Annotated in this window: 23 protein-coding genes; 7 read left to right on the top strand and 16 right to left on the bottom strand. The window is 64.3% G+C overall.

Going from position 1 to position 20,719, the window contains the following annotated elements; genetic code table 11:
• Positions 1 to 20: 20 nt before the first annotated feature.
• From KYE46_RS09050 to purB, 5 genes are all read right to left on the bottom strand, one after another.
• On the bottom strand, positions 21 to 1,619 hold the full coding sequence (locus tag KYE46_RS09050) for an ATP-dependent DNA ligase (protein WP_219000304.1): 1,599 nt from the start codon (positions 1,617 to 1,619) through the stop codon (positions 21 to 23).
• Positions 1,616 to 2,500: an alpha/beta hydrolase gene (locus tag KYE46_RS09055; protein WP_219000305.1), complete on the bottom strand. Its 885-nt coding sequence runs from the start codon at positions 2,498 to 2,500 to the stop codon at positions 1,616 to 1,618. The genes KYE46_RS09050 and KYE46_RS09055 overlap by 4 nt, the downstream gene beginning before the upstream one ends.
• On the bottom strand, positions 2,497 to 3,513 hold the full coding sequence (locus KYE46_RS09060) for a ligase-associated DNA damage response exonuclease (protein WP_219000306.1): 1,017 nt from the start codon (positions 3,511 to 3,513) through the stop codon (positions 2,497 to 2,499). The genes KYE46_RS09055 and KYE46_RS09060 overlap by 4 nt, the downstream gene beginning before the upstream one ends.
• A 47-nt stretch (positions 3,514 to 3,560) precedes the next feature.
• Positions 3,561 to 4,661, bottom strand: a complete 1,101-nt coding sequence (locus KYE46_RS09065) for a FliG C-terminal domain-containing protein (RefSeq protein ID WP_219000307.1) — start codon at positions 4,659 to 4,661, stop codon at positions 3,561 to 3,563.
• Between the two features lie 89 nt (positions 4,662 to 4,750).
• Positions 4,751 to 6,055: an adenylosuccinate lyase gene (purB, locus tag KYE46_RS09070; protein WP_219000308.1), complete on the bottom strand. Its 1,305-nt coding sequence runs from the start codon at positions 6,053 to 6,055 to the stop codon at positions 4,751 to 4,753.
• A gap of 111 nt (positions 6,056 to 6,166) precedes the next feature.
• On the opposite strand from purB, the gene KYE46_RS09075 reads away from it, so the two are divergent.
• Together KYE46_RS09075 and KYE46_RS09080 are read left to right on the top strand one after the other, a co-directional pair.
• Positions 6,167 to 6,580, top strand: a complete 414-nt coding sequence (locus tag KYE46_RS09075) for a DUF6314 family protein (protein ID WP_219000309.1) — start codon at positions 6,167 to 6,169, stop codon at positions 6,578 to 6,580.
• Between the two features lie 100 nt (positions 6,581 to 6,680).
• Positions 6,681 to 7,553, top strand: coding sequence for a hypothetical protein (locus KYE46_RS09080; RefSeq protein WP_219000310.1), 873 nt, complete (start codon positions 6,681 to 6,683; stop codon positions 7,551 to 7,553).
• A gap of 39 nt (positions 7,554 to 7,592) precedes the next feature.
• Here KYE46_RS09080 and KYE46_RS09085 read toward each other — a convergent pair whose 3' ends face one another.
• The 4 genes from KYE46_RS09085 to KYE46_RS09100 all read right to left on the bottom strand — a co-directional run bounded on the left by KYE46_RS09085 (position 7,593) and on the right by KYE46_RS09100 (position 10,880).
• Complete coding sequence (locus KYE46_RS09085) at positions 7,593 to 8,009, bottom strand: hypothetical protein (RefSeq protein WP_219000311.1); 417 nt, start codon at positions 8,007 to 8,009, stop codon at positions 7,593 to 7,595.
• A gap of 70 nt (positions 8,010 to 8,079) precedes the next feature.
• Positions 8,080 to 8,694, bottom strand: coding sequence for a class I SAM-dependent methyltransferase (locus KYE46_RS09090; RefSeq protein WP_219000312.1), 615 nt, complete (start codon positions 8,692 to 8,694; stop codon positions 8,080 to 8,082).
• A 79-nt stretch (positions 8,695 to 8,773) separates the two neighbouring features.
• Positions 8,774 to 9,613 (bottom strand): carbohydrate ABC transporter permease, encoded by an 840-nt coding sequence (locus KYE46_RS09095; protein WP_247716810.1) that lies wholly within the window; start codon positions 9,611 to 9,613, stop codon positions 8,774 to 8,776.
• A gap of 64 nt (positions 9,614 to 9,677) precedes the next feature.
• Positions 9,678 to 10,880, bottom strand: coding sequence for a pyridoxal phosphate-dependent aminotransferase (locus tag KYE46_RS09100; RefSeq protein WP_219000313.1), 1,203 nt, complete (start codon positions 10,878 to 10,880; stop codon positions 9,678 to 9,680).
• Positions 10,881 to 10,989: 109 nt separating this feature from the next.
• Between KYE46_RS09100 and KYE46_RS09105 the strand changes: the two genes are divergently transcribed.
• The 3 genes from KYE46_RS09105 (at position 10,990) to KYE46_RS09115 (ending at position 12,262) form a co-directional block, all read left to right on the top strand.
• The gene (locus KYE46_RS09105; RefSeq protein ID WP_219000314.1) at positions 10,990 to 11,391 is read left to right on the top strand and encodes a helix-turn-helix domain-containing protein; all 402 of its coding nucleotides are present in this window, start codon (positions 10,990 to 10,992) and stop codon (positions 11,389 to 11,391) included.
• Complete coding sequence (locus KYE46_RS09110; protein WP_219000315.1) at positions 11,388 to 11,663, top strand: succinate dehydrogenase assembly factor 2; 276 nt, start codon at positions 11,388 to 11,390, stop codon at positions 11,661 to 11,663. The genes KYE46_RS09105 and KYE46_RS09110 overlap by 4 nt, the downstream gene beginning before the upstream one ends.
• Positions 11,664 to 11,764: 101 nt before the next feature.
• Complete coding sequence (locus KYE46_RS09115) at positions 11,765 to 12,262, top strand: MarR family winged helix-turn-helix transcriptional regulator (protein WP_219000316.1); 498 nt, start codon at positions 11,765 to 11,767, stop codon at positions 12,260 to 12,262.
• Between the two features lie 46 nt (positions 12,263 to 12,308).
• Here KYE46_RS09115 and KYE46_RS09120 read toward each other — a convergent pair whose 3' ends face one another.
• From KYE46_RS09120 to ccmA, 5 genes are read right to left on the bottom strand one after another with little or no spacing between them, the layout of a single operon-like run.
• Positions 12,309 to 12,908: a DsbE family thiol:disulfide interchange protein gene (locus tag KYE46_RS09120; protein ID WP_247716811.1), complete on the bottom strand. Its 600-nt coding sequence runs from the start codon at positions 12,906 to 12,908 to the stop codon at positions 12,309 to 12,311.
• Positions 12,905 to 13,090, bottom strand: a complete 186-nt coding sequence (gene ccmD, locus KYE46_RS09125) for a heme exporter protein CcmD (RefSeq protein WP_247716812.1) — start codon at positions 13,088 to 13,090, stop codon at positions 12,905 to 12,907. The genes KYE46_RS09120 and ccmD overlap by 4 nt, the downstream gene beginning before the upstream one ends.
• On the bottom strand, positions 13,090 to 13,833 hold the full coding sequence (locus tag KYE46_RS09130) for a heme ABC transporter permease (protein ID WP_219000317.1): 744 nt from the start codon (positions 13,831 to 13,833) through the stop codon (positions 13,090 to 13,092). The genes ccmD and KYE46_RS09130 overlap by 1 nt, the downstream gene beginning before the upstream one ends.
• A 44-nt stretch (positions 13,834 to 13,877) precedes the next feature.
• Positions 13,878 to 14,534, bottom strand: a complete 657-nt coding sequence (ccmB, locus tag KYE46_RS09135) for a heme exporter protein CcmB (RefSeq protein ID WP_219000318.1) — start codon at positions 14,532 to 14,534, stop codon at positions 13,878 to 13,880.
• Positions 14,531 to 15,166, bottom strand: coding sequence for a heme ABC exporter ATP-binding protein CcmA (gene ccmA, locus KYE46_RS09140; RefSeq protein ID WP_219000319.1), 636 nt, complete (start codon positions 15,164 to 15,166; stop codon positions 14,531 to 14,533). The genes ccmB and ccmA overlap by 4 nt, the downstream gene beginning before the upstream one ends.
• A gap of 259 nt (positions 15,167 to 15,425) precedes the next feature.
• Between ccmA and acnA the strand changes: the two genes are divergently transcribed.
• Positions 15,426 to 18,212 carry an aconitate hydratase AcnA gene (acnA, locus tag KYE46_RS09145; protein ID WP_219000320.1) on the top strand — a complete coding sequence of 929 codons (2,787 nt, stop codon included), beginning with the start codon at positions 15,426 to 15,428 and terminating at the stop codon, positions 18,210 to 18,212.
• A gap of 58 nt (positions 18,213 to 18,270) precedes the next feature.
• Here the strand turns inward: acnA and KYE46_RS09150 are convergent, their stop codons facing one another.
• The gene (locus tag KYE46_RS09150) at positions 18,271 to 18,864 is read right to left on the bottom strand and encodes a phosphatase domain-containing putative toxin (RefSeq protein ID WP_219000321.1); all 594 of its coding nucleotides are present in this window, start codon (positions 18,862 to 18,864) and stop codon (positions 18,271 to 18,273) included.
• Between the two features lie 248 nt (positions 18,865 to 19,112).
• On the opposite strand from KYE46_RS09150, the gene KYE46_RS09155 reads away from it, so the two are divergent.
• Positions 19,113 to 19,814 carry a DUF1223 domain-containing protein gene (locus KYE46_RS09155; protein WP_219000322.1) on the top strand — a complete coding sequence of 234 codons (702 nt, stop codon included), beginning with the start codon at positions 19,113 to 19,115 and terminating at the stop codon, positions 19,812 to 19,814.
• Here KYE46_RS09155 and KYE46_RS09160 read toward each other — a convergent pair.
• On the bottom strand, positions 19,799 to 20,716 hold the full coding sequence (locus KYE46_RS09160; RefSeq protein ID WP_219000323.1) for a lysophospholipid acyltransferase family protein: 918 nt from the start codon (positions 20,714 to 20,716) through the stop codon (positions 19,799 to 19,801). The two genes, KYE46_RS09155 and KYE46_RS09160, sit on opposite strands and share 16 nt — an antisense overlap.
• Positions 20,717 to 20,719: the final 3 nt, after the last annotated feature.

The raw sequence follows: 20,719 nt of genomic DNA on the forward strand, positions 1-20,719 counted from the left end.
GTTATGCCTTAACGGCGAGATCAACCGTATTGTTCCAGCATCTGCTTGAGGTCATCCAACGTGTTGGCTTCCTCCATTGGCTTGTCCTTGCGCCAGCGCAGCATGCGCGGGAAGCGCAGGGCGACGCCTGACTTGTGCCGCGCAGAGGCCTGAATGCCCTCGAAGGCGATCTCGAACACATGGTGGGGTTTGACCTGTCGAACCGGGCCATAGCGCTCGAGCGTGTTCTTCCGCACCCAAGCGGTGATCGAGGCGAATTCCTTGTCCGTCAGGCCGGAGTAAGCCTTGGTGAACGGCACGAGGTCGGGCCCGTCCCAGACGGCGAAGGTGAAATCCGTATAGAGCGTGGCGCGCCGTCCGGAGCCGGCCTGAGCGTAGATCATCACGGCGTCGATGGTTAAGGGATCGACTTTCCATTTCCACCAGTCCCCCTTCTTTCGACCCGCCAGATATGGAGCGGAAAGGCGCTTCAGCATCAGGCCTTCGGCGCCGAGATCGCGGCTGATGGCCCGAGCCTCCCGCAGATCGTCCCAGGTCTCGGCATCGACCTTCTGTGAAATCCGGATCGGCGCTTCTTTCGGCAAGCCGCTGATCGCGCTCTCCAGAATCGCACGACGCTCGGACAGCGGATGCTGGCGCATGTCTTCGCCTTGCCACTCCAACAGATCATAGGCCATGAGGATGCAGGGCGCTTCCGCCAGAAGCTTCTTCGGGACCGTCTTTCGGCCAATGCGCGGCTGCAATGCGTTGAACGAGAGGGGCGCTTCCTGCTCCTTGTCGTAGGCCAAAACCTCGCCGTCGATGACCGTGCCGTCGGGCAGATAATCCAGCAGCGCGGCGAACTCGGGGAACCGCTCTGTCATGAGCTCTTCTCCGCGCGACCAAAGATACCGCTCGCCGCCGCGCAGGATCAGCTGGCCGCGGATCCCATCCCATTTCCGCTCGGCAAGCCAGTCCTTGACCGGCCCCTGATCCTCCGGCTCTCCGTCCAACTGATAGGCGAGGTAGAAGGGGTAGGGGCGGCTGAGGCCCGCGGTCGGATCAGGAGCCTCGATGAGGCTCTGCCAGGTGACGCTGTCGGGCGTCCATTCCCCCATCAGGCGGTGGGTCAGCTCGGCCTCTTCAATGTCCGTCGCCTGCGCCAAGGCGCGTGTCATCAGTTTCTGGCTGACCCCCATACGCCAGCCGCCAGTAATCAACTTGTTGAAAACAAACCGTTCTATCGGCGGGAGCGCGTCCCATGCGGCAAGGATCGCGGCCTTGCGCGCGTCCTCATCAACGGCCTCGAGCCCGCGCAGCATGGCGATCCATTCGCTGAGGCTCTTGTCGGATTGCTTCTCCGGGGCCGGCAGGACCAGTGCGATGGTTTCCGAGAGGTCACCGACAACGGGGTAGCAAGCTTCGAACAGCCAGAGTGGAATGCCCGCGCGCTCTGCCGCCCACTCGCGCAGCTTCGTGCTGTTGACCGCCCGGCGCGGTCGTCGCCCCGAGAGGAGAGCGATCGTCCAAAGACGGTCATTCTCGGGCGCGGTGCGGAAATACTCGGCCAAGGCGGCTGTTTTCAGACCGGTCTTGGTGGTCTGATCCAGCGTCGTGAACAGGGCGGCGAAGGCCTTCACGGCTGTTTCGACGCGATGAACGCGCCCATCTCGGCCAGTGCTGCATTCGCCGTGGGTGTGCGTCCCGCATGGAGTTGCCAAACGTGGGGAAGGCCCGGCCAGAGGTCCAGTGTGACATCGTCCATGGCTGCCTCCAGCCGCCGCGCATCTTGCGCCAGCGCCTCTCCGCGCGCGGCTTGGATCAGCGTCGGCGGCAGTCCGGAGAGGTCCGCGAAGAGCGGTGAGACCTCGGCGGTGTCGCGCGCGAACCCGGGCAGATACGCATCCTTGATCCGCTCAGGCCAGGACGGCGGGATGAGGATCTCGTCCTCGGCGTCGGCAAAGCGTGCCTCGACCTCGCCGGAGAGGTCGGCGATCGGGGCGAGCAGCCCGAGCGCGTGTGGCATCGGTGCGCCGCTGTCACGGGCGTGACAGGCGACTTGCAACGCGAGGCAGCCGCCAGCGCTGTCACCGCAGATCGCGGCCGGCGGGGTCCCGGCAGAGACCAGCGCGTCGAAGGCTGCGATGGCGTCGTCCTTGGCGGCGGGGAAGGGATGCTCGGGCGCCAGTCGGTACTTCGGGAGGACCGCCCGCAGGCCGGACGCCGCCGCCAGATGCGCGCCAAGCGCCGCATGGGTGCGGGGGCTGCCGATGGTGAAGCCACCACCGTGCAGGTACATCAGGATGGGCGCGTCAGGCGCGAACCCGGCAGGCGTTATGTGGATGTCGCCATTGGATTTCTGGCTGACCTCGGCGTCGGCGGGCATCGCGCAGCCCAGAGGCGCACTGATCGAGAAGAGGAGGCGGAGGAGCCGTTGCGATCGGACCAGACGCAGCGTCGGACGATCCACATAGCGTGCCACGCCGCGCCAGATGCGGTCTGTCGTGGTCAACTCTTTCATGCCGTGCCCTCTTCGATGACTTGCGCGTCATCGCCATCTTCACCGCCAAACTCCGTCTCCACAACGCCCGCGTCATAGCCTTGTTCGGACAGCCACCGAGAGAATTGGGCCGTGTAGCCGTGCGTGACAAAGACACGCTCCGCCCCGGTCGCGGCCACTGCCTCGTTGAGCCCATTCCAGTCCGCGTGATCGCTGACGACGAAGCCCCGGTCCATCGCCCGCCTGCGCCGCACGCCCCTCAGGCGCATCCAGCCGGAGGCGAACGCCGTCGAGACCGCGCCGAAGCGCTTGATCCATGGGGTGCCGAATGCTGACGGCGGCGCGAGGACGATGGCATTGGGGTGGCTCTTGGCATCGACGCCTTCCGCGACTTGGATCGTGTCGGGCAGGCTGATGCCTTGGGCGCGCAGGATCCGGTTGGACGCCTCCACCGCGCCGTGGGTCAGGATCGGACCGATCGACGGGTCCAGCAGGCGCATGATCCTCTGCGCTTTGCCGAGGGCATAAACGCCCAGAACGGCGCGCTTGCCCTCTGCCACGCAGGTCGCCCACCATGTGTTCAGGTCACGGGCGAGGGAGTCCTGCGAGGGCCATTCATAAATGGGCAGGCCGAAGGTGGATTCCGTGATGAAGGCGTCGCAGCGCACCGGCTCGAAGGGCTCCGACAGGCCGTCGTCGACGGTCTTGTAATCACCGGAGGCGACCCAGACCTCTCCTCCGACCTCGACCCGGATCTGCGCTGAACCCGGTACGTGGCCGGCAGGGTGAAAGCTGATACGGGCGTCGCCAATCGTGTGGGTTTCGCCGTAGGGGGTCGACTGGAGTTTGATGTCCCCCAAACGGTGGCGCATGATCGGGGCGGAGGCCTCCGTCGCCAGATAGGAGCCATGGCCGTAGCGGGCGTGATCCGAATGGCCATGGGTGATCAGCGCACGCGGCACGGGCTGCCACGGGTCGATATAGGCATCGGCGGCGGGGCAATAGATGCCCTTCTCGGTGAATTCCAGAACCATATCCGGAATATAGGTCGCCCCCCGGGTCCCGGCGAGGGCGCGTTGGATTATTCTGGGGGTGGCAGGAGTGTGATCTCCCCCTGATCGGCGAGTTCGCGGATGGTCGCGACGAGATCGGACATGGCGGCTTCGCCCTCCTCCGGCTTTGGCGTGCCAAGGCCTTCCGCCTCATCCCGCATCTGCTCTGCAAGGCGTTTTGACATGTTCTCCAGCAGGAATTCGACCGAGAGCGGCGCGGCGGTGAGGCCGGCTGCGAAGGCCACGATGATCGTCTGCGCATCGGCCTTGCGCACGATGATCGGGACGTCGGGCGGATCGACCCGCTCGGGGATGTGGTTGAACGAAAAGATCGACTTGCGCACCTCCTTGGCGAAGGGCGCATCGCGTGTGTTGAGGCCTTCCAGCATCTTGTCGCGAGAGGATTGCGGCGTGGAATTCAGGATCGCGCCGACGCGCTCCGCCGCCGTTTTCGTGAAGGCCTGCGGCGGCACCGCATCGAGGATCTGTGCAATATGAACGCCGATCCGGTCCACGAGATCGGGTGAGATCGTCTCGGTCAGGGCGACCGTGTGGGCGAGGATCTGTGCCCGGTCTTCGGGCACCTCGCCCAGAAGCGCTGCTGCCTTGGCGACCGTCAGTTTCGAGAGGAGCACCGCGCAAACCTCGGCGCTTTCGCTTTCCATCAGGGGGGCGAGCCGTTCGACCGTCTGTTTGGAGACCCGCGCCCAGGGATCATTGCCTTCGCTGCTCGCGGCGGCCAGGCGCAGGGCATTCAGCGCATCTTCGCCAAGATGCGGCTCCAGCAGTTCCAAGGTCTCGCTCAACCCGTCGGGGAAGCTCAGTGCCAGGTTGTCGATCTGGTCGGTGAATTCGCGGACCACGGCTGCGAGCGTCTTGCGGTCGATATTGCCAAGTTCCGAGATGATATGCGCCAACCGGGTCTGGTGGTGCGGCGCAAGCCGTTGCACGCCGGGCGAGACGCCTTGCCCTAGCAGAAGCCGCACGATGACCGCCGCCTTCTGCTGCTGACCCATGCGCCGCGGCGTGACATCTATCATGCCAGCCGCACCCTGCACGCCGGCACGCTGAGCGCCGGCATTCAGCGTCACCGAGGGACCATTGCCCTGAACGTCGCGCAGCATCGCCATGTCGGCCCTTTCTCGTCCCCGCAGATGATCCCTAGGGCAAAAGCCTTAAGGTTCCGTTATTGGCGGGGGCGATCCGGGGCGATGCGGCGTTATTCTCCGAAGACGCGTGCGAAAATCGTGTCGACGTGTTTGGTGTGGTAGCCGAGGTCGAATTTCTCTTCGATGCCGTCCACGCCAAGCGCCTCGACAACCGCTTCATCGGCCAGCAGTTCTTCGCGGAAATCGGTGCGTTCTTCCCAAACTTTCAGAGCGTTACGCTGCACCATGGCATAAGCATCCTCGCGCGAGACGCCTGCTTGCGTCAGCGCCAGAAGCACGCGCTGCGACATGACCAGACCGGGGTACTTGTTCATGTTGTCCAGCATGTTGTCGGGGAAGATCAGCATCTTGTCGATGACACCGGTCAGACGGGCGAGCGCGAAATCCAGCGTCACTGTCGTATCCGGCCCGATGGCGCGCTCGACGGAAGAGTGGGAGATGTCGCGCTCGTGCCAGAGCGCCACGTTCTCCATCGCCGGCACGACCGCCATGCGCACCAGCCGCGCGAGGCCGGTGAGGTTCTCGGTCAGCACCGGGTTCTTCTTGTGCGGCATGGCAGAGGAACCCTTCTGCCCGATCGAGAAAAACTCCGCCCCTTCAAGCACTTCCGTGCGCTGCATGTGGCGAATTTCGGTCGCGACGTTCTCGATCGACGAGGCGATGACGCCCAGGGTCGCGAAGAACATCGCGTGGCGGTCGCGCGGGATCACCTGGGTGGAGATCGGCTCGGGCGAGAGGCCAAGCTTCGCGCAGACATGTTCCTCCACCGCCGGGTCGATATTGGCGAAGGTGCCCACGGCGCCGGAAATCGCGCCGGTGGCGATCTCCTCGCGCGCCTGCACGAGACGGGCGCGGTTGCGGTCCATCTCGGCGTAGAAGCGCGCGAAGGTCAGGCCCATGGTGGTGGGCTCGGCGTGGATCCCGTGGGAGCGGCCGACGCGCACGGTCATCTTGTGCTCCATGGCGCGTTTCTTCAACGCGGCCAGCAGCTTGTCCATGTCGTCGAGCAGGATGTCTGCGGCGCGCACGAGTTGGACGTTGAAGCAGGTGTCGAGCACGTCCGAGGAGGTCATCCCCTGGTGCACGAAACGCGCCTCCTCGCTGCCCACGTGCTCGGCCAGGTGCGTGAGGAAGGCGATGACGTCATGCTTGGTGACGGCCTCGATCTCGTCGATGCGGGCGACGTCGAATTCCACGTCGCGCGCCTTCCAGACTGCCTCGGCATTCTCGCGCGGGATCACCCCCAAATCGGCCTGAGCATCGCAGGCGTGGGCCTCGATCTCGTACCAGATGCGGAACTTCGTGGCGGGCTCCCAGATGGCGACCATTTCGGGGCGGGAATAGCGGGGGATCATGGGCTTGCCTTTCAGGGTGGTTTTCGGCTGTCTGACGTTACGCAGGCTGATACGGCCACGGCGCGAAGGGAGCAACCCGGTGGGGCGATTGGCAGCAGGAACGGTGGCAGGATGATCGCGCTCGACTGGTTTGCGGGGCGCTGGGTTTTGACTCGAGAGATCACCGATTATCGCGCCGATCTCGTGGGGCGGTTTACCGGCAGCGCCGTCTGGACGCCGCAGGGAGACGGGCTGTTGCAGGTGGAGGACGGCACCCTTCGCTACGGGAGCGCGCCGCCGATGCAGGCCTCGCGTCGCTATCTCTGGCAGGGGCAGGGGCAGGGCGCTGAGATTGACGTCTTCTTCGACGATGGCCGGCCCTTTCACCGGGTCCCCGCGCCGGGTCAGGAGGCGCTCCACGACTGCCCGCCCGATACCTACCGGGTGCGCTACGCCTTCGATGGCCCCGATCGCTTCACAACCCGCTGGCGCGTGACGGGGCCGCGCAAGGACATGCTGCTGGAAACGCTTTTCGAACGGGATTGAGGGGCATCAAAGCCTGCGGGATATCCGCCGCTTGCAATGCAATGCGCTCTCGCCCACGCTTGCTGCATTGTTCGCCACCCCTTTTTTGCGGAGCCTTTCCATGCGCCATTTTCTTGCTGCCGCCGCCCTTGCGGCCCTCAACCTGCCCCTTGCGGTTTCCGCGCAACAGGGCGGTCTGACGCCCGATGTCGGACCCGCGATCAGCGGCCATGATTGGGCGCGTTACACCGAGGTGAGCGACAACGTTTTCGAGACCAATGTCAGCCTCATGTATGCGGTGCCCGAAACCGATGACGTGATCATCGCCGGCCAATGTTTCATCGGCGCGCAGGGTCCTCTGATTTCCCTTTCCGTCTCGGCCGACATCAGCGGCATGTCCGACGGGGACGCCGCGACGATGCTGATCCGCAGCGCCGACGGGCGCGAGGCGCAGGTTGAGGGCAGTGTCGTTGGGACCATGGCGGAGGTCGGCATTTCCGGCGTTGATCTGACGCTTCGCGCCTCGGACCCGGCGTGGTTGGTTATCGCGGGCAGCGAGACGGTGAGCTTCGAGCGGGTCGGCTCCAGCGGCGGCTATACGATCACCGGCAATGGCCCCGACACGATCGGGCCGTTTCTGGCCGATTGCGACGGGATCGGCGACCTGACGCCTGAAAGCGGCTCCCGCCCCACCGCGCCGAGCGTGACGCAATCGGCCTACCTCTCCTGCGACAACTTCGGGCGGGTTGCCTCGCAGAATACCAACCAGTCGACGGTGATTACTTTCCACAACCAGAGCGGCGCATACCGCGCGCTCCTGTGGATCGACGGCAATGGCAATCCGGTCGAAATGGGCGGGATGAATGCGGGGGAGCAGATTTCCTTCGACACCGACCTCGGCCATGTCTGGATGGCGACTGACGGTCCGGGCAATTGCTTCGAGCTGATCCAGCCTGTGGCAGGCGAAGCGGGCTATGTGCTGACGGCCCAGTAGACCGGGACGCCGGGCGGGAGCGGTGGCAGCGCTGCCGCCTCAGCCCTTCTCGGCTTCCTGCGCGGCCATGATCCGGTCCGCCTTCTTGCGCACCAGCACGCTGCGCAGATCGTGCATGGCCAGCAATAGCCGGTCGGTCACGTCTTCCAGATCCTCGTCATCGGCGCGGCTGTTGGCCCAGTGGGTGGTGAGGTTGAGGTAATCGATCGCGCGGTGGATATCGTCGATATCGCGGTCTTTCAGAACCGCGCGACGCTCGTCGATCCACTCGGCGATGACGGCGTTTTCCTCGTCGGTGAGCACATGCTCGCCATGGGGTTTGACGTTGCCGTTGCGGATGTTGACGACGGCGATTTCGTCCATCTCGATCCGGCGCTGACGGTTCTCCGTCGAAACGCGGAACACGGCGGCACCGTTCTCACGGATGCGAAAATAATACTCGGGAAGGTCGGTCATCGGAGCCCTGTACCGGGAAATCTGCTGCAGCGACTGTCCCGGCAATCGGCCGAGGCGTCAAGGCGCAGGGCTAAACGCGCCGGGCAACCAAGTAAAGGCGCGGGGCGGCGCCGGATTGAATGAGTTCTTCAACCGGCTCGAACCCGGCCGCGAGGATCGCGGCGCGCAGCTCATCAACCCTTTGGTGGGTGACGAATGGCGCTTTCCCGAAGAGCGCCATGACGCCGATCAGCGGTCTGAAATACCACTTCTCCGCAAGGCAGATCGTTTTGGAGATGAAGAGCCCGTCCGGCTTCAGGCTGGCGTGAACACGCGCCAAGGTCTCTGCCTGATTTGGCAACAGATGCAACAGGTTGAAGGCGAGGATGGCATCGAACGGCCCCTCCGGCACGTCAGAGGCTTCCCGCACGAAGAGAGAGATGTTCTCGACACCCGCCGCGCGGGTTTTCTCGCGTCCGATATCGATCATGGCAGAGGAGATATCCGTCGCCGTGAAATGTGCGACCGAGGGGGCAAGTTCGATCGCGGTGGAGGCGGTGCCGCAGCCGATTTCCAGGACATGATCCTGCGGTTGGAGATGCGCGCGGGTGCGCTCCAGCGTGGCGCGATAGCCCTCGGGATCTGACATCTTGCTCGCCGCGTATTTTGTGGCGGCCTTGTCCCAGAATGTGCTGGCTGTGGTCATGGCAATGCTCCCGTTCACCGGCACCCTAAGGCGCGCTCTGCCGCCCGGTTAAGGGGAAACCGCGCCTCGCGTGTCCCCGTCAGGCCCGGATCGGCGCCAGTCCCTTGGCAATCCAGCGTTGCGCGATCACGAAGACGATGAGGGGCGGCACCAAGGCTATGGCCGCAAGGGTGATCGACGCCGGTGAGCCGATCCGCAGAAGGGCGATCCCGCTCACCAATGTGGCACGGTCCGGCGCGGACGGGGTGGCAATCAGTGGCCAGAGATACTGGTTCCAGCCGAGCACGAAGAAGAACGCCAGCAAGGCCGCGACGATCGGCAGGCTCAGCGGGACGATGATGTCGAAAAAGACCCGCAGCGGCCCCGCCCCATCGAGTTGTGCGGCTTCGATCACCTCCGGCGGAAGCTGCATCAACTGCTGTCGCAGGATCAGGGTGCCGAGGCCCGTGGCCGTGATCGGCAGGATCAGCCCGGTATAGGTGTTGAGCAGGCCCAGGGCGTCGGTGACAAGCACCGTGGGCATGATCCGGGACTCGATCGGCAGGAACAACGGCAGCAGGAGCAGCGGAAAGATCACCCGCGCACCGGGCACACGGAAGAAGACCAGTGCGAAGGCGGCCAGCAGGGAAGTGACGGTTTTCAACAGCGCGACTCCCGTGGCGATGATCAGCGAGGTGCCGAGCATCTGCATCAGATCGGGGCGCGGGGATGAAGGTGTCATCAGGTCCGCGAGCGCGGAAATCGAGAAGCCACGGACCAACAAAAGCGCCGGCGGCCCCAGAAGCAGCAGGCATCCGAGGATCAGGATCAAATGGTCGGATAATCTCGCGCGCTGCATGGCAACGGCGTAGCGCCCGCCGGGGCGGGTGACAAGCGACAGCCGGTTAAACGCCCGGACGGATTGAGGAAATCGGTCCATTCAAACGCGGAAGGGCGCCCCATTGGGACGCCCTCGCAAGTGGAACATTCGCGGCGCGATCAGCTTACGTGAGCGCGGCGCAGAAGCTCTGGATGCGCGAGCAGGCCTCGGTCAGGTTCTCGTCCGAGGTGGCATAGCTGACGCGGAAGGCGGGCGAGAGGCCGAAGGCCCCGCCGAATACCACGGCCACGCCGGTCTCTTCCAGCAGTGCCTTGGCGAACGCCTCGTCGGTGTCGATCTTGGTGCCCGCGGCAGAGGTCTTGCCGATGCAGCCGTTGATCGAGGGGTAGACATAGAAAGCGCCCTCGGGCGTCGGGCAGTCGATGCCTTCCGCCTCGTTCAGCATCTTGACCACCAGATCCCGACGGCGCGCGAAAGTCTCGTTGTTGGGGGCGAGGAAATCCTGCGGGCCGTTCAGCGCCTCGACCGCCGCCCATTGGCTGATGGAGCAGGGGTTCGACGTGGATTGCGACTGCACCTTGCGCATCGCCTTGATCAGCTCTTCCGGGCCTGCCGCGTAGCCGATGCGCCAGCCGGTCATGGCATAGGCCTTGGACACGCCGTTGCAGGTCAGCGTGCGGTCGATGAGCTGAGGCTCCACCTGCGCGGGGGTGGCGAATTCGAAATCGTCGTAGACGAGGTGCTCGTACATGTCGTCGGTCATCACCCAGACATGGGGATGCTTGAGCAGCACATCGGTCAGCGCCTTCAATTCCTCGGCCGTGTAGCCCGCCCCGGTGGGGTTGGAGGGCGAGTTGAAGATGAACCACTTGGTCTTCGGCGTGATCGCGGCTTCCAACTGCTCGGCCGTGATCTTGTAGCCGGTCTGCGAGGGGCCCTCGACGAAGACGGGCTCACCGCCCGCCAGCAGCACCATGTCGGGGTAGGAGACCCAGTAAGGCGCGGGGATGATGACCTCGTCGCCTGCGTTCAGCGTCGCCATCAGCGCGTTGTACAGGATCTGCTTGCCGCCGGTGCCGACCGTGACCTGCGCGGTGGTGTAATCGAGGTCGTTATCGCGCTTGAGCTTGGCGACGATCGCCTCTTTCAGCTCCTTAATGCCATCAACCGCCGTGTACTTCGTCTTGCCCGCATCGATCGCTACCTTGGCCGCGTCCTTGATGTTCTGGGGCGTGTCGAAGTCAGGCTCACCCGCGCCCAGACCGATCACATCCTTGCCCTGTGCCTTCAGTTCGGCGGCGAGGTTGGAGACGGCAATCGTGGGAGAGGGTTTCACCCGGGCGAGCGTGTCGGAAAGGAAGGGCATCGTGTCGCGTCCTTTGGGGATGGAGCCCGGGAAGGTCGGGCTATATTGCGTATGGATAGGTGCATAGAGCGGCCTATCGGTGCGATCAACCTCTAGGAGAGACATTCCCATGGACGACCAGTCACACGACGGAGCCACCTGGTTCGACGCGGAAACGACGACCTTCGGCGACCGGGTCACGGGCGCACGGGAAGCGGCCGGTCTGACGCAACCGGAACTGGCGAAACGACTGGGGGTGAAGGTCAAGACGATCCGCGCGTGGGAACAGGACCAATCCGAGCCGCGGGCCAACAAACTTGGCACGCTGGCGGGTATTCTGGGCGTGTCGATGATGTGGCTGCTGGCCGGTCAGGGCGAGGGGCTCGACAGCCCCGAGTTGACCCAACCGGTCGATGCCGACATCGAAAAGATCCTGATTGATCTCAGACAGATGCGGCAGGAACAGGTGTCTCTGGCAGAGCGGATGGGGCGCATCGAGAAACGTCTGCGCGCGGCCTTGGGCAACCAATGAGCGAGACACGCGAAATCCGGGTGAAGCGGCTGCGCCTTCGGGCGTGGCATCGCGGGATCAAGGAGATGGACCTGATTCTTGGCGGTTGGGCCGATCGCAACCTTGAGGCGGCCGACGATGCCACTCTGGACGCGTTCGAGGCCGTGATGGCCGAGTCCGATCATGACCTCTACCAGTGGATATCCGGCCAATCCGACGCGCCGGCTGAGCTCGCGCCGATGGTGGAGCGGATCGGCGCCGACATGCGGCCGACTGTCGGGCGGGGCGCTTGAGCCGCGTAAGTGGCTGAAAGCTGGGCCAGATTTCTGTCTTAACGGAATGTTGGTGTTTTTCTCCGAATCTACAGCGACAGCAGTGATCGCGGAGCCAAATAATGAGTATGCATGCGCCCCTTGCCTCACCAGCCCAAGCCGGGTTTCTGGCGGGCTATCTGGAATCTCTCGCGATGGTGGAGCGCCTGCATCGTCTGCTCCTCGACGTGATCAAGGACGAATTCGAACGTCTCGGCGTGCTCGACATCAACGCCGTCCAAGCGCTGCTTCTGTTCAATATCGGCGACAACGAGGTGACTGCGGGTGAGCTGAAGTCGCGCGGCTATTACCAAGGCTCCAATGTCAGCTACAACCTGAAGAAGCTGGTCGACATGGGCTACATGCACCACCAGAAATGCGAGATCGACCGACGCTCGGTTCGCGTGCGCCTGACCGAGAAAGGCCGCCATGTCCGCAATACCGTGGACGGCCTGTTCGAGCGGCATTCTGAGGGGCTGGAAAAGCAGGGCGTGCTCAGTGCGGACGGTGTCGATCGCCTGAACCACTCCCTGAAACGGATCGAAAGGTTCTGGTCCGATCAGATTCGTTACATCTATTGAGAGGAAAGGGCATCGCCTGCGCGGGCGGTGGGCCTTACCATGGCGCTCAATTGGTTTCGGCTGTTTCCAACGGCTCGAGATCCGGCAAGCTGTAGCCCGCCTCCTGCAGGGCGGGGCGAACCTGCGCGTCGAGGGAACGGCGCACGATGGGCCCTCGGAAATGCAGGACGATGACTCCCTCCTCGTTGATGAAGAAGGTCTCGGGCATCGCCACCACGCCCCAGTCACGCCCGTTACGCGCCGCCGGGTCCGTGCCGATCAGGTCATAGGGGTTACCCAGTTCCTCAAGGAACGACAGGGCCTGTGCCTCTCGGTCGCGGTAGTTGACCCCGTAAAGCGGCACGCCTGCCTCGGCCAGCGCCGTCAGGGTCGGATGCTCCGCGCGGCAGGGCGGGCACCATGAGGCGAAGAAATTGAGGATCACGAGGCCCTCTCCCTCAAGGGCGTCGCGCGTCAGGAGGTCGGAGCCCGGCAGAACCTGCAGATCCAGCGGCGGCGCGGCACGTCCTTGCTGCGCGGACGGAAGCGCTTGCGTATCCACGCCCGTGCTCTGAGCATTCTGGTTGTTCGTCAGCTTCCAGCCGGCAAGCCCGAAGAACGTCGCGGTTAGTGCCAGCGGCAAGATCATGAGCCAATTGAGCTTCACGTCAGAGATCCTTCCGCAGGAGATTTGCCGGCACCTTTGCCGCGCCGCGCCTCAACCTCGGTCAAACGCCGCGCGACACGGCGAGACCGGGCGACGGAGGCGAAGATCAATGCCAGAAGGCAGACGATCGTGCCCGCATAGGCGGACAGGACCACCGCCGTGTATTGTCCAAGATCCACCATCAGGCCATCCGCTCCTGCACGATCAGCGCGTTGAGGCGCCGCGCCCGGATCTCGGTCCGGGTCCGGTAAAGGACGAGCGTTACGAACAGGAAAAAGAACCCGCCAATGCAGGTCCACAGCGGATAGGCGAAGACGTCGGCCACGTTCTCCTCCGCGTCCATGCTGAGCGAGGCACCCTGATGCAGGCTCTGGTTCCAGAACAGGATCGCGTAGCGCGAGATCACCGCGAAGACGGTGCCCACGAGGCAGAGGACCGACGTCAGATCGGCGGCCGCATCGGGGTTCTCGATCGCCTCCCACAGGGCCATGTAGCCGAGGTAGAAGAGGAACAGGATCAGGAAGGCGGTCAGCCGTGGGTCCCATTCCCACCACGACCCCCACATCGGCTGCCCCCAGACCGCACCGGTGAAGAGCCCGATCAAGGTGAACACCATGCCCACCGGGGCCGCCGCCTTGGCCGCCAGCGCGCTCACATGATGGCGGCGGATCAGCCAGATCAGCGAGGCCGCCAGCATCATGAACCAGGCCGAGGTCGCCATGATCGCCGCAGGCACGTGGATGTAGATGATCTTGACCGTCGATCCCTGACGGAAGTCATTGGGAGTAAAGAAGAAACCCCAGATCAGACCGCCGATCAGGAACAGCGCGGCCAAGGCTGTCACCCACGGCAGAACAGCGCCGGAGGTTGCCATGAACCGTCGCGGGTTCGCGTATTCCCAGAAGGAGGACATGGGCCGGAACATAGGCGGGTGATCTGCCCGTCACAATGGGGCGTTCGGACGCAAAGCTAGCGCAGATTGACGCGGAGGGCGCTGGCGGCGGCGAAGGGCAAAATGGCGCTCGAGCCCAGGGTGATACCGGCGGTCAGGAGCAGGGGCGTGAGGGCATCGAGCCCCGCCGCGCCACGCGACACGGACAATGCGCCGAAGATCAGCGTCGGCACGTAGAGCGGCAGCACCAGCAGCGACAGCAGCAGCCCGCCGCGCTTGATCCCGACGGTGATCGCAGCGCCGAAGGTGCCGATGGCCGAAAGCGCCGGCGTGCCCACGGCGAGAGACGCGATCAGCCACGGGTAGGCGGCTGCCGGCAAGTTCAGCAAAAGGCCAAGGATGGGAGCCGCGGCGACCAGCGGCAGCCCGGTGGTGAGCCAGTGCGCCAGGGCTTTCAGCGCGGCGGCGGCCTCCAGCGGTAGTGGCGAGGTGGCAATCAGGTCCAGCGTTCCGTCCTCCCAATCCAGCTGGAAGATGCGGTCGAGAGACAGCAGGCAGGCCAGAAGCGCCCCGAGCCAGAGCACGCCTCCGGCGATCTCGGCCAACCGTCCGGTCTCGGGCCCGATCCCGAGCGGCACGAGGGAGGTGAACACGAGGAAGAAGGCAAGGCTCAGGCCGAAGCCGCCGCCGGCGCGGAAGGCGAGCGTCAGGTCTCGTTTCAGCAGGCCGATCATAGAGCCGCCCCCAGAAACGGATCGTCGGCGAGCGTGTCGGCGGCGGGAATGCCCTTGGCGACATAGGGCGTGATGTCGAGGGTCCGCGCAGACGGTAGCCCGAGGTCGATATGCGTGGCAATGATGGCGGAGCCGCCACGTGCCAGATGGGTCTCCACCACGGCCGCAAACCGCGCGGTATTCTCCGTGTCGAGAGAGACCGTCGGCTCGTCCAGCGCCCAGATCGGGCGTCCTGTTACCAAGAGCCGCGCCAGCGACAGGCGGCGCTTTTGGCCTGCCGAAAGCTCTCCTGCCGTGCGTTCTGCCAGCGGGTGAAGCGCGAAGGCCAAGAGCGCCGGCTCGATGTCGTGCTGTCCGAAGATATCGGCCCAGAAACGCAGGTTCTCCGTGACGGTGAGCTGCGCCTTCAGCCCGTCGGCATGGGCGGCGTAGGCGATGGCATCCTCGGCGTGAGACAGGCGGCCCCGGATCGGGGGCGTCAGGCCTGCGAGGGTGCGCAGCAGCGTGGTTTTGCCGGCGCCATTGGGGCCGCGCAAGATCAATGCCTCGCCTCGATCAAGGGAAAAGGTCACGCCTGCAAGGACTTGCGCGGGCCCACGGGCGCAGGCGAGATCGGAGACAGACAGAACCATGACCATTCGGTAACGGGTTTGGCACGGGCGGGGAAGAGGGGAAGAGGGCGCGTCACGCGGCGCAAGCGGTGCAGGTCAGCCTCCCGCTACGTCAGTGTCGCCGAGTTTTCGCGGTGGACCTCTCCGCCCCTTGACTGTATGCAATTGCATACCAAATTTGTCGCAGGGACCTTTTGACCGCTTGTTTGCGAGGGAAAGAGGTGGCACATGCACCCACAGATATCGACATTCGCAGCACTCACCGGACAGGAGCCGCTTTATGCCCATCACCGTTGGCCACGATAAATCCAAAACCCGCAAGACGTTGACCGTGGGTGACCAGTCGGTCGCTTACTACTCGATCGCCGCCGCAGAGGCCGCGGGTCTCGGCGATTTCTCCAAGTTGCCTGCCGCCCTGAAGGTGGTGCTGGAAAACATGCTGCGCTTCGAGGACGACAAGACTGTCTCTGTCGACGATATCAAGGCGTTCAGCGAATGGGCTGACAAGGGCGGCAAGAACCCCCGCGAAATCGCATACCGTCCGGCGCGCGTGCTGATGCAGGACTTCACCGGCGTGCCCGCCGTGGTCGACCTCGCCGCCATGCGTGACGGCATCAAGGCCCTTGGCGGTGATCCGCAGAAGATCAACCCGCTCAACCCCGTTGATCTGGTCATCGACCACTCGGTCATGATCGACGAGTTCGGCAACCCGCGCGCGTTCCAGATGAACGTCGACCGCGAATACGAGCGCAACATCGAGCGTTACACCTTCCTCAAGTGGGGCCAGTCGGCCTTCAACAACTTCCGCGTCGTGCCGCCCGGCACCGGCATCTGCCACCAGGTCAACCTCGAATACCTGGCGCAGACGGTCTGGACCGACACGGACCAGAACGGCGAGGAAGTGGCCTACCCCGACACCCTCGTGGGCACCGACAGCCACACCACCATGGTTAACGGCGCGGCCGTCCTTGGTTGGGGCGTGGGCGGCATCGAGGCCGAGGCGGCGATGCTTGGCCAGCCGATCTCCATGCTGATTCCCGAGGTCGTGGGCTTCGAGCTGACCGGCGAGATGATGGAAGGCACCACCGGTACCGATCTCGTCCTGCGCGTCGTGGAAATGCTGCGCGAGCACGGCGTTGTCGGCAAATTCGTGGAATTCTATGGCGCAGGCCTCGACAACCTGCCGCTGGCTGACCGCGCGACGATCGCCAACATGGCGCCTGAATATGGCGCCACCTGCGGCTTCTTCCCGATCGACGCCGAGACGATCCGCTACTTGGAAAACACCGGCCGCGACAAGGATCGCATCGCGCTGGTCGAAGCCTACGCCAAGGAAAACGGCTTCTGGCGCGGCGCCGATTACGCGCCGGTCTATTCCTCGACGCTGAGCCTCGACATGGGCACCGTCGTGCCGGCGATCTCCGGTCCCAAGCGTCCGCAGGACCACATCCCGCTGACCTCCGCGCATACGGAGTTCGCGAAATACGTGAAGGGTGTGCGCGAAGGCAAGGACGCCTCCGCCAATGCCGAGATCCGTTGGGAAGGTGAGGGCGGCCAGCCCGAGCCGCAGGATATCCCCGGCGACGAGGGGCACCACAACCGCGGCTACGTGCAGACCGACGACGGCCACTACCAGCTGCATGACGGCTCCATCGTGATCGCCTCGATCACGTCCTGCACCAACACGTCGAACCCCTACGTGATGATCGGCGCGGGCCTCGTGGCGCGCAAGGCGCGCGAGTTGGGCCTGAACCGCAAGCCATGGGTGAAAACCTCGCTGGCACCGGGCTCTCAGGTGGTGTCGCACTACCTCGAGGCCGCCGGCCTGCAGGAAGACCTCGACGCCATCGGCTTCAACCTCGTGGGCTACGGCTGCACGACCTGCATCGGCAACTCCGGTCCGCTGGAAGCGCCGATCAGCAAGGCGATCAACGACTATGACCTGATCGGCACCTCGATCCTGTCGGGCAACCGCAACTTCGAGGGCCGGATCAGCCCCGATGTGCGCGCCAACTACCTCGCCTCGCCGCCGCTCGTGGTGGCCTATGCGCTGGTGGGTGACATGAACCATGACCTCGCCAACAGCCCGCTTGGTCAGGACAAGGACGGGAACGACGTCTACCTCAAGGACATCTGGCCGACCTCCAAGGAGATCGCGGATCTGGTCGAGAAGACCGTTACCCGCGAAGCCTTCCAGGACAAATACGCGGACGTCTTCAAGGGCGACGAAAAGTGGCAGGCGGTGGAGACCACCAACGCCGAAACTTACGACTGGCCACCGCAGTCCACCTACATCCAGAACCCGCCCTACTTCCAGGGCATGACCATGGACACCAAGAAGATCGAGAACATCGAAGGCGCGAAAGTGCTGGCGCTTCTGGGTGACATGATCACGACCGACCACATCAGCCCGGCCGGCTCCTTCAAGGAAAGCCACCCCGCCGGTCAGTACCTCGTGGAGCGTCAGGTGCCGGTGCGGGAGTTCAACTCGTACGGCTCCCGTCGTGGTAACCACGAAGTCATGATGCGCGGCACCTTCGCCAACATCCGTATCAAGAACGAGATGCTGGACGGCGTCGAAGGGGGCTATACCCTCGGGCCGGACGGTCAGCAGACCTCTATCTTCGACGCGGCCATGGCTTATCAGGAGCAGGGCACCCCGCTGGTGATCTTCGGCGGTGAACAGTACGGCGCGGGTTCCTCCCGTGACTGGGCGGCCAAAGGCACGAACCTTCTGGGCGTCAAGGCCGTGATCGCCGAGAGCTTCGAGCGTATCCACCGCTCCAACCTCGTCGGCATGGGCGTGATCCCCTTCGAGTTCACCGGCGGCGATACCCGCAAGACACTCGGCCTCAAAGGCGACGAGACGGTGTCGATCCATGGGCTCGACACGGTGACGCCGCTGGCGGAAGTCCCCGCGACCATCACCATGGGTGACGGCAGCACCAAGGAGATCACGCTGAAGTGCCGGATCGATACCGGTGTCGAGATCGAGTACATCGAGAACGGCGGCGTGCTGCACTACGTGCTGCGCAACCTCGCGCGCGATCCGATCGCGGCGGAGTAAGCCACTGCGCGAAAGCATTGCAGCGGGGCTCCTTCGGGGGCCCCGTTTGCGTTTGGGTTTAGGTGGTCAGCGCATCAGGGTCGTAAACGGTCCGGACCCATTCCTCGAACCCGATGCCGGTCGTCTCATGGGCGGCAGCATAGGCGTCCAACAGGACATTCACGATCCGCGCACGTCCATAGGGGTTGTGGATGAACCGCATCCCCAATTGTTCCCGTGCTTCGGCCAGCGGCACGTTCTTGAAGACGTGAAGGTAGATCACCGAGGCAAGGCCGGTACGGTCCGCGCCTGATTTACAGTGAATAACCAAAGGTTTGGGCATGTCACGCAGGGCTGCGATCAATTCCAGCAGCGCCTTGCGTTGCGGCAGGCGCACCGCGCGCAGACTCAATCCGCGAAAGTTCAGGCCAAGCTCGGCACAGATGGCTGCCTCACGCTGGCTATGGTCCGAGGAGGAGCCCCGCAGGCTCAGCACCGAGACCGCGCCCTTTTCCTTCAGGCGTGCCAGGCGTTTCGGGCTTGGGTGGTTGTGGCGCCAGACGTCGTCATCGAGTTTGTGAAAGTTGCGCCAGAGCGCGCGCAGGGCCCCGTGATCCTTCAGCCAATACTGGAACCACGCGAGTGCGGCGGAAGGGGGCGGTGGCTGTGACATGGCGGTTTCGGTAGCACGGGCGCGCTTGCGGCGTCTACCCGGCTTGCGTCTGACCAGACGCAGGGTCAAACTGCCGGGATGATTGCAATTCCCGATGATGCAGCGCGCCATGTGGCGGCGGTTGCCGCCTGTCCGCTTGCATCGGCTCCTCAAAGGTCTGTCACAACCTCTCGCGAACGCTTGATTGGCCTTCGGCCCCTTCATGCCATAGCTATCAGGATACACGCTTCAGGACGGATGAACGCCAGATGACCCATCGCTTCGGACTACTTTGCGCGGCAACGCTCGCTGCGTCCTCAACGGCTGCCTTGGCCGAGGAGACGGTGGTCGTGGAATTGTTCACGTCTCAGGGCTGTTCATCCTGCCCGCCCGCAGACTCGTTTCTCGCCGAATTGGCGGAGCGTGACGACATCATCGCCCTGGCGCTGCACGTCGACTACTGGGACTACATCGGGTGGGCCGATACCTTCGCTCAGCCGGCCTTCACGCAGCGCCAGCACGCCTACAGCTACGCTGCAGGATCAACGGTGGTCTACACGCCGCAGATGGTCATCGACGGAATCGATCATGTCGTCGGCAACCGCGTGATGGAGGCGGCCGAGGCGATTGCCGCGCGGCGCAGCGCGCCCAACCCGGTGAGCTTCGAGATCGAGGACAACGCCGAAGGCTGGCATGTCAGCGCATCATGGATCGGGCAGGGCCAAGCGCCCGCGATGGTGGTGCAGGTGGTGACCTATTCGCCCCACGAACAGGTCGAGATCACCCGCGGCGAGAACGCGGGGCTGACCACGACCTACCACAATGTCGTGCGATCCTGGCAGGTGGTGGCGAATTGGTCCGGCGCGACCTCCTTCGAGGCGCAGGTCGTGCCGCAAGAGGACATGCCCCATGTCGTGATCGTCCAGGCCGACGGGTACGGGCAGATTCTCGGCGCCTACCGGCTCGACTGACGCGCGGCGCGGCGGCGTGCCTTCTCGGCGCGTTCTGGCTTCCATCGATTATGCACCCAGAACCATTGCTCCGGCGCCGCGTGAACCCGCGCCGAGAGGCTGTCGTTCAACGCTTGCGTCATCGCGATCGGCTCTGAATGGGGGATGGGTTCTTCCAATTCGATGGAGAAATCGAGCCCATTGTCCAGCCGTGTCGAGTAGATGGGCACCAGGAGCGCGTCATACTTCAAGGCCATCTCCGCCGCGGCGGTCGAGGTCGGCGCGGGGTGACCCATGAAGTCGAGGATTTCTCCGTCGTAGAGGTATTGATCGATCAGGATCGCCCCCTGCGCGCCCGAGCGGATGTGCTTCACAAACCCGGCGAGCCCGCGTCGGTCTCGGGTAAAGGCACCGCCGCCGACATCCTCGATCGTCGCGATGTAATGGGCGTTCAAGTAATCGTTGTTGAGCGGACGGTAGAGCCCGCCCATGCGGTAGCCCCGCACGTTCAAGGCCGCCCGTCCTGCCTGATAGTTCCCGTAGTGGCCTGAGACAAACAGGATCGGACGGCCCTCGGCCCGCGCCTCCTCGCAGGCACGCCAACCGGGGCCCGAGGGTTGCCACAGCAACGCCCGCTTCATCTGATGGGCGGTGGCGTAGTTCTCCATCACGACGCGGCCTACGGTTTCAAGGACCGCCTTGGTCAGCCGGCGACGCTCGGGCTTTGGCATCTCGGGATAGACCATTTGAAGGTTGGCGTTGGCTTGCGACGCGCGGCCGGTCAGTGGACCTACGATATTGCGAAACAGCCAACCCATCGCCGCGACACGCGTGCCGTGGGGCAGGCGCAGCGCGCCCCACATCAGCCCGCGCCACAGGCGGTCGACGATCCAGTCAGACAATCTGCGCCTGGGGGTGGACATGGG

Origin of the sequence: Gymnodinialimonas ceratoperidinii, assembly GCF_019297855.1 — a bacterium.
In the GTDB taxonomy this organism is placed as follows: domain Bacteria; phylum Pseudomonadota; class Alphaproteobacteria; order Rhodobacterales; family Rhodobacteraceae; genus Gymnodinialimonas; species Gymnodinialimonas ceratoperidinii.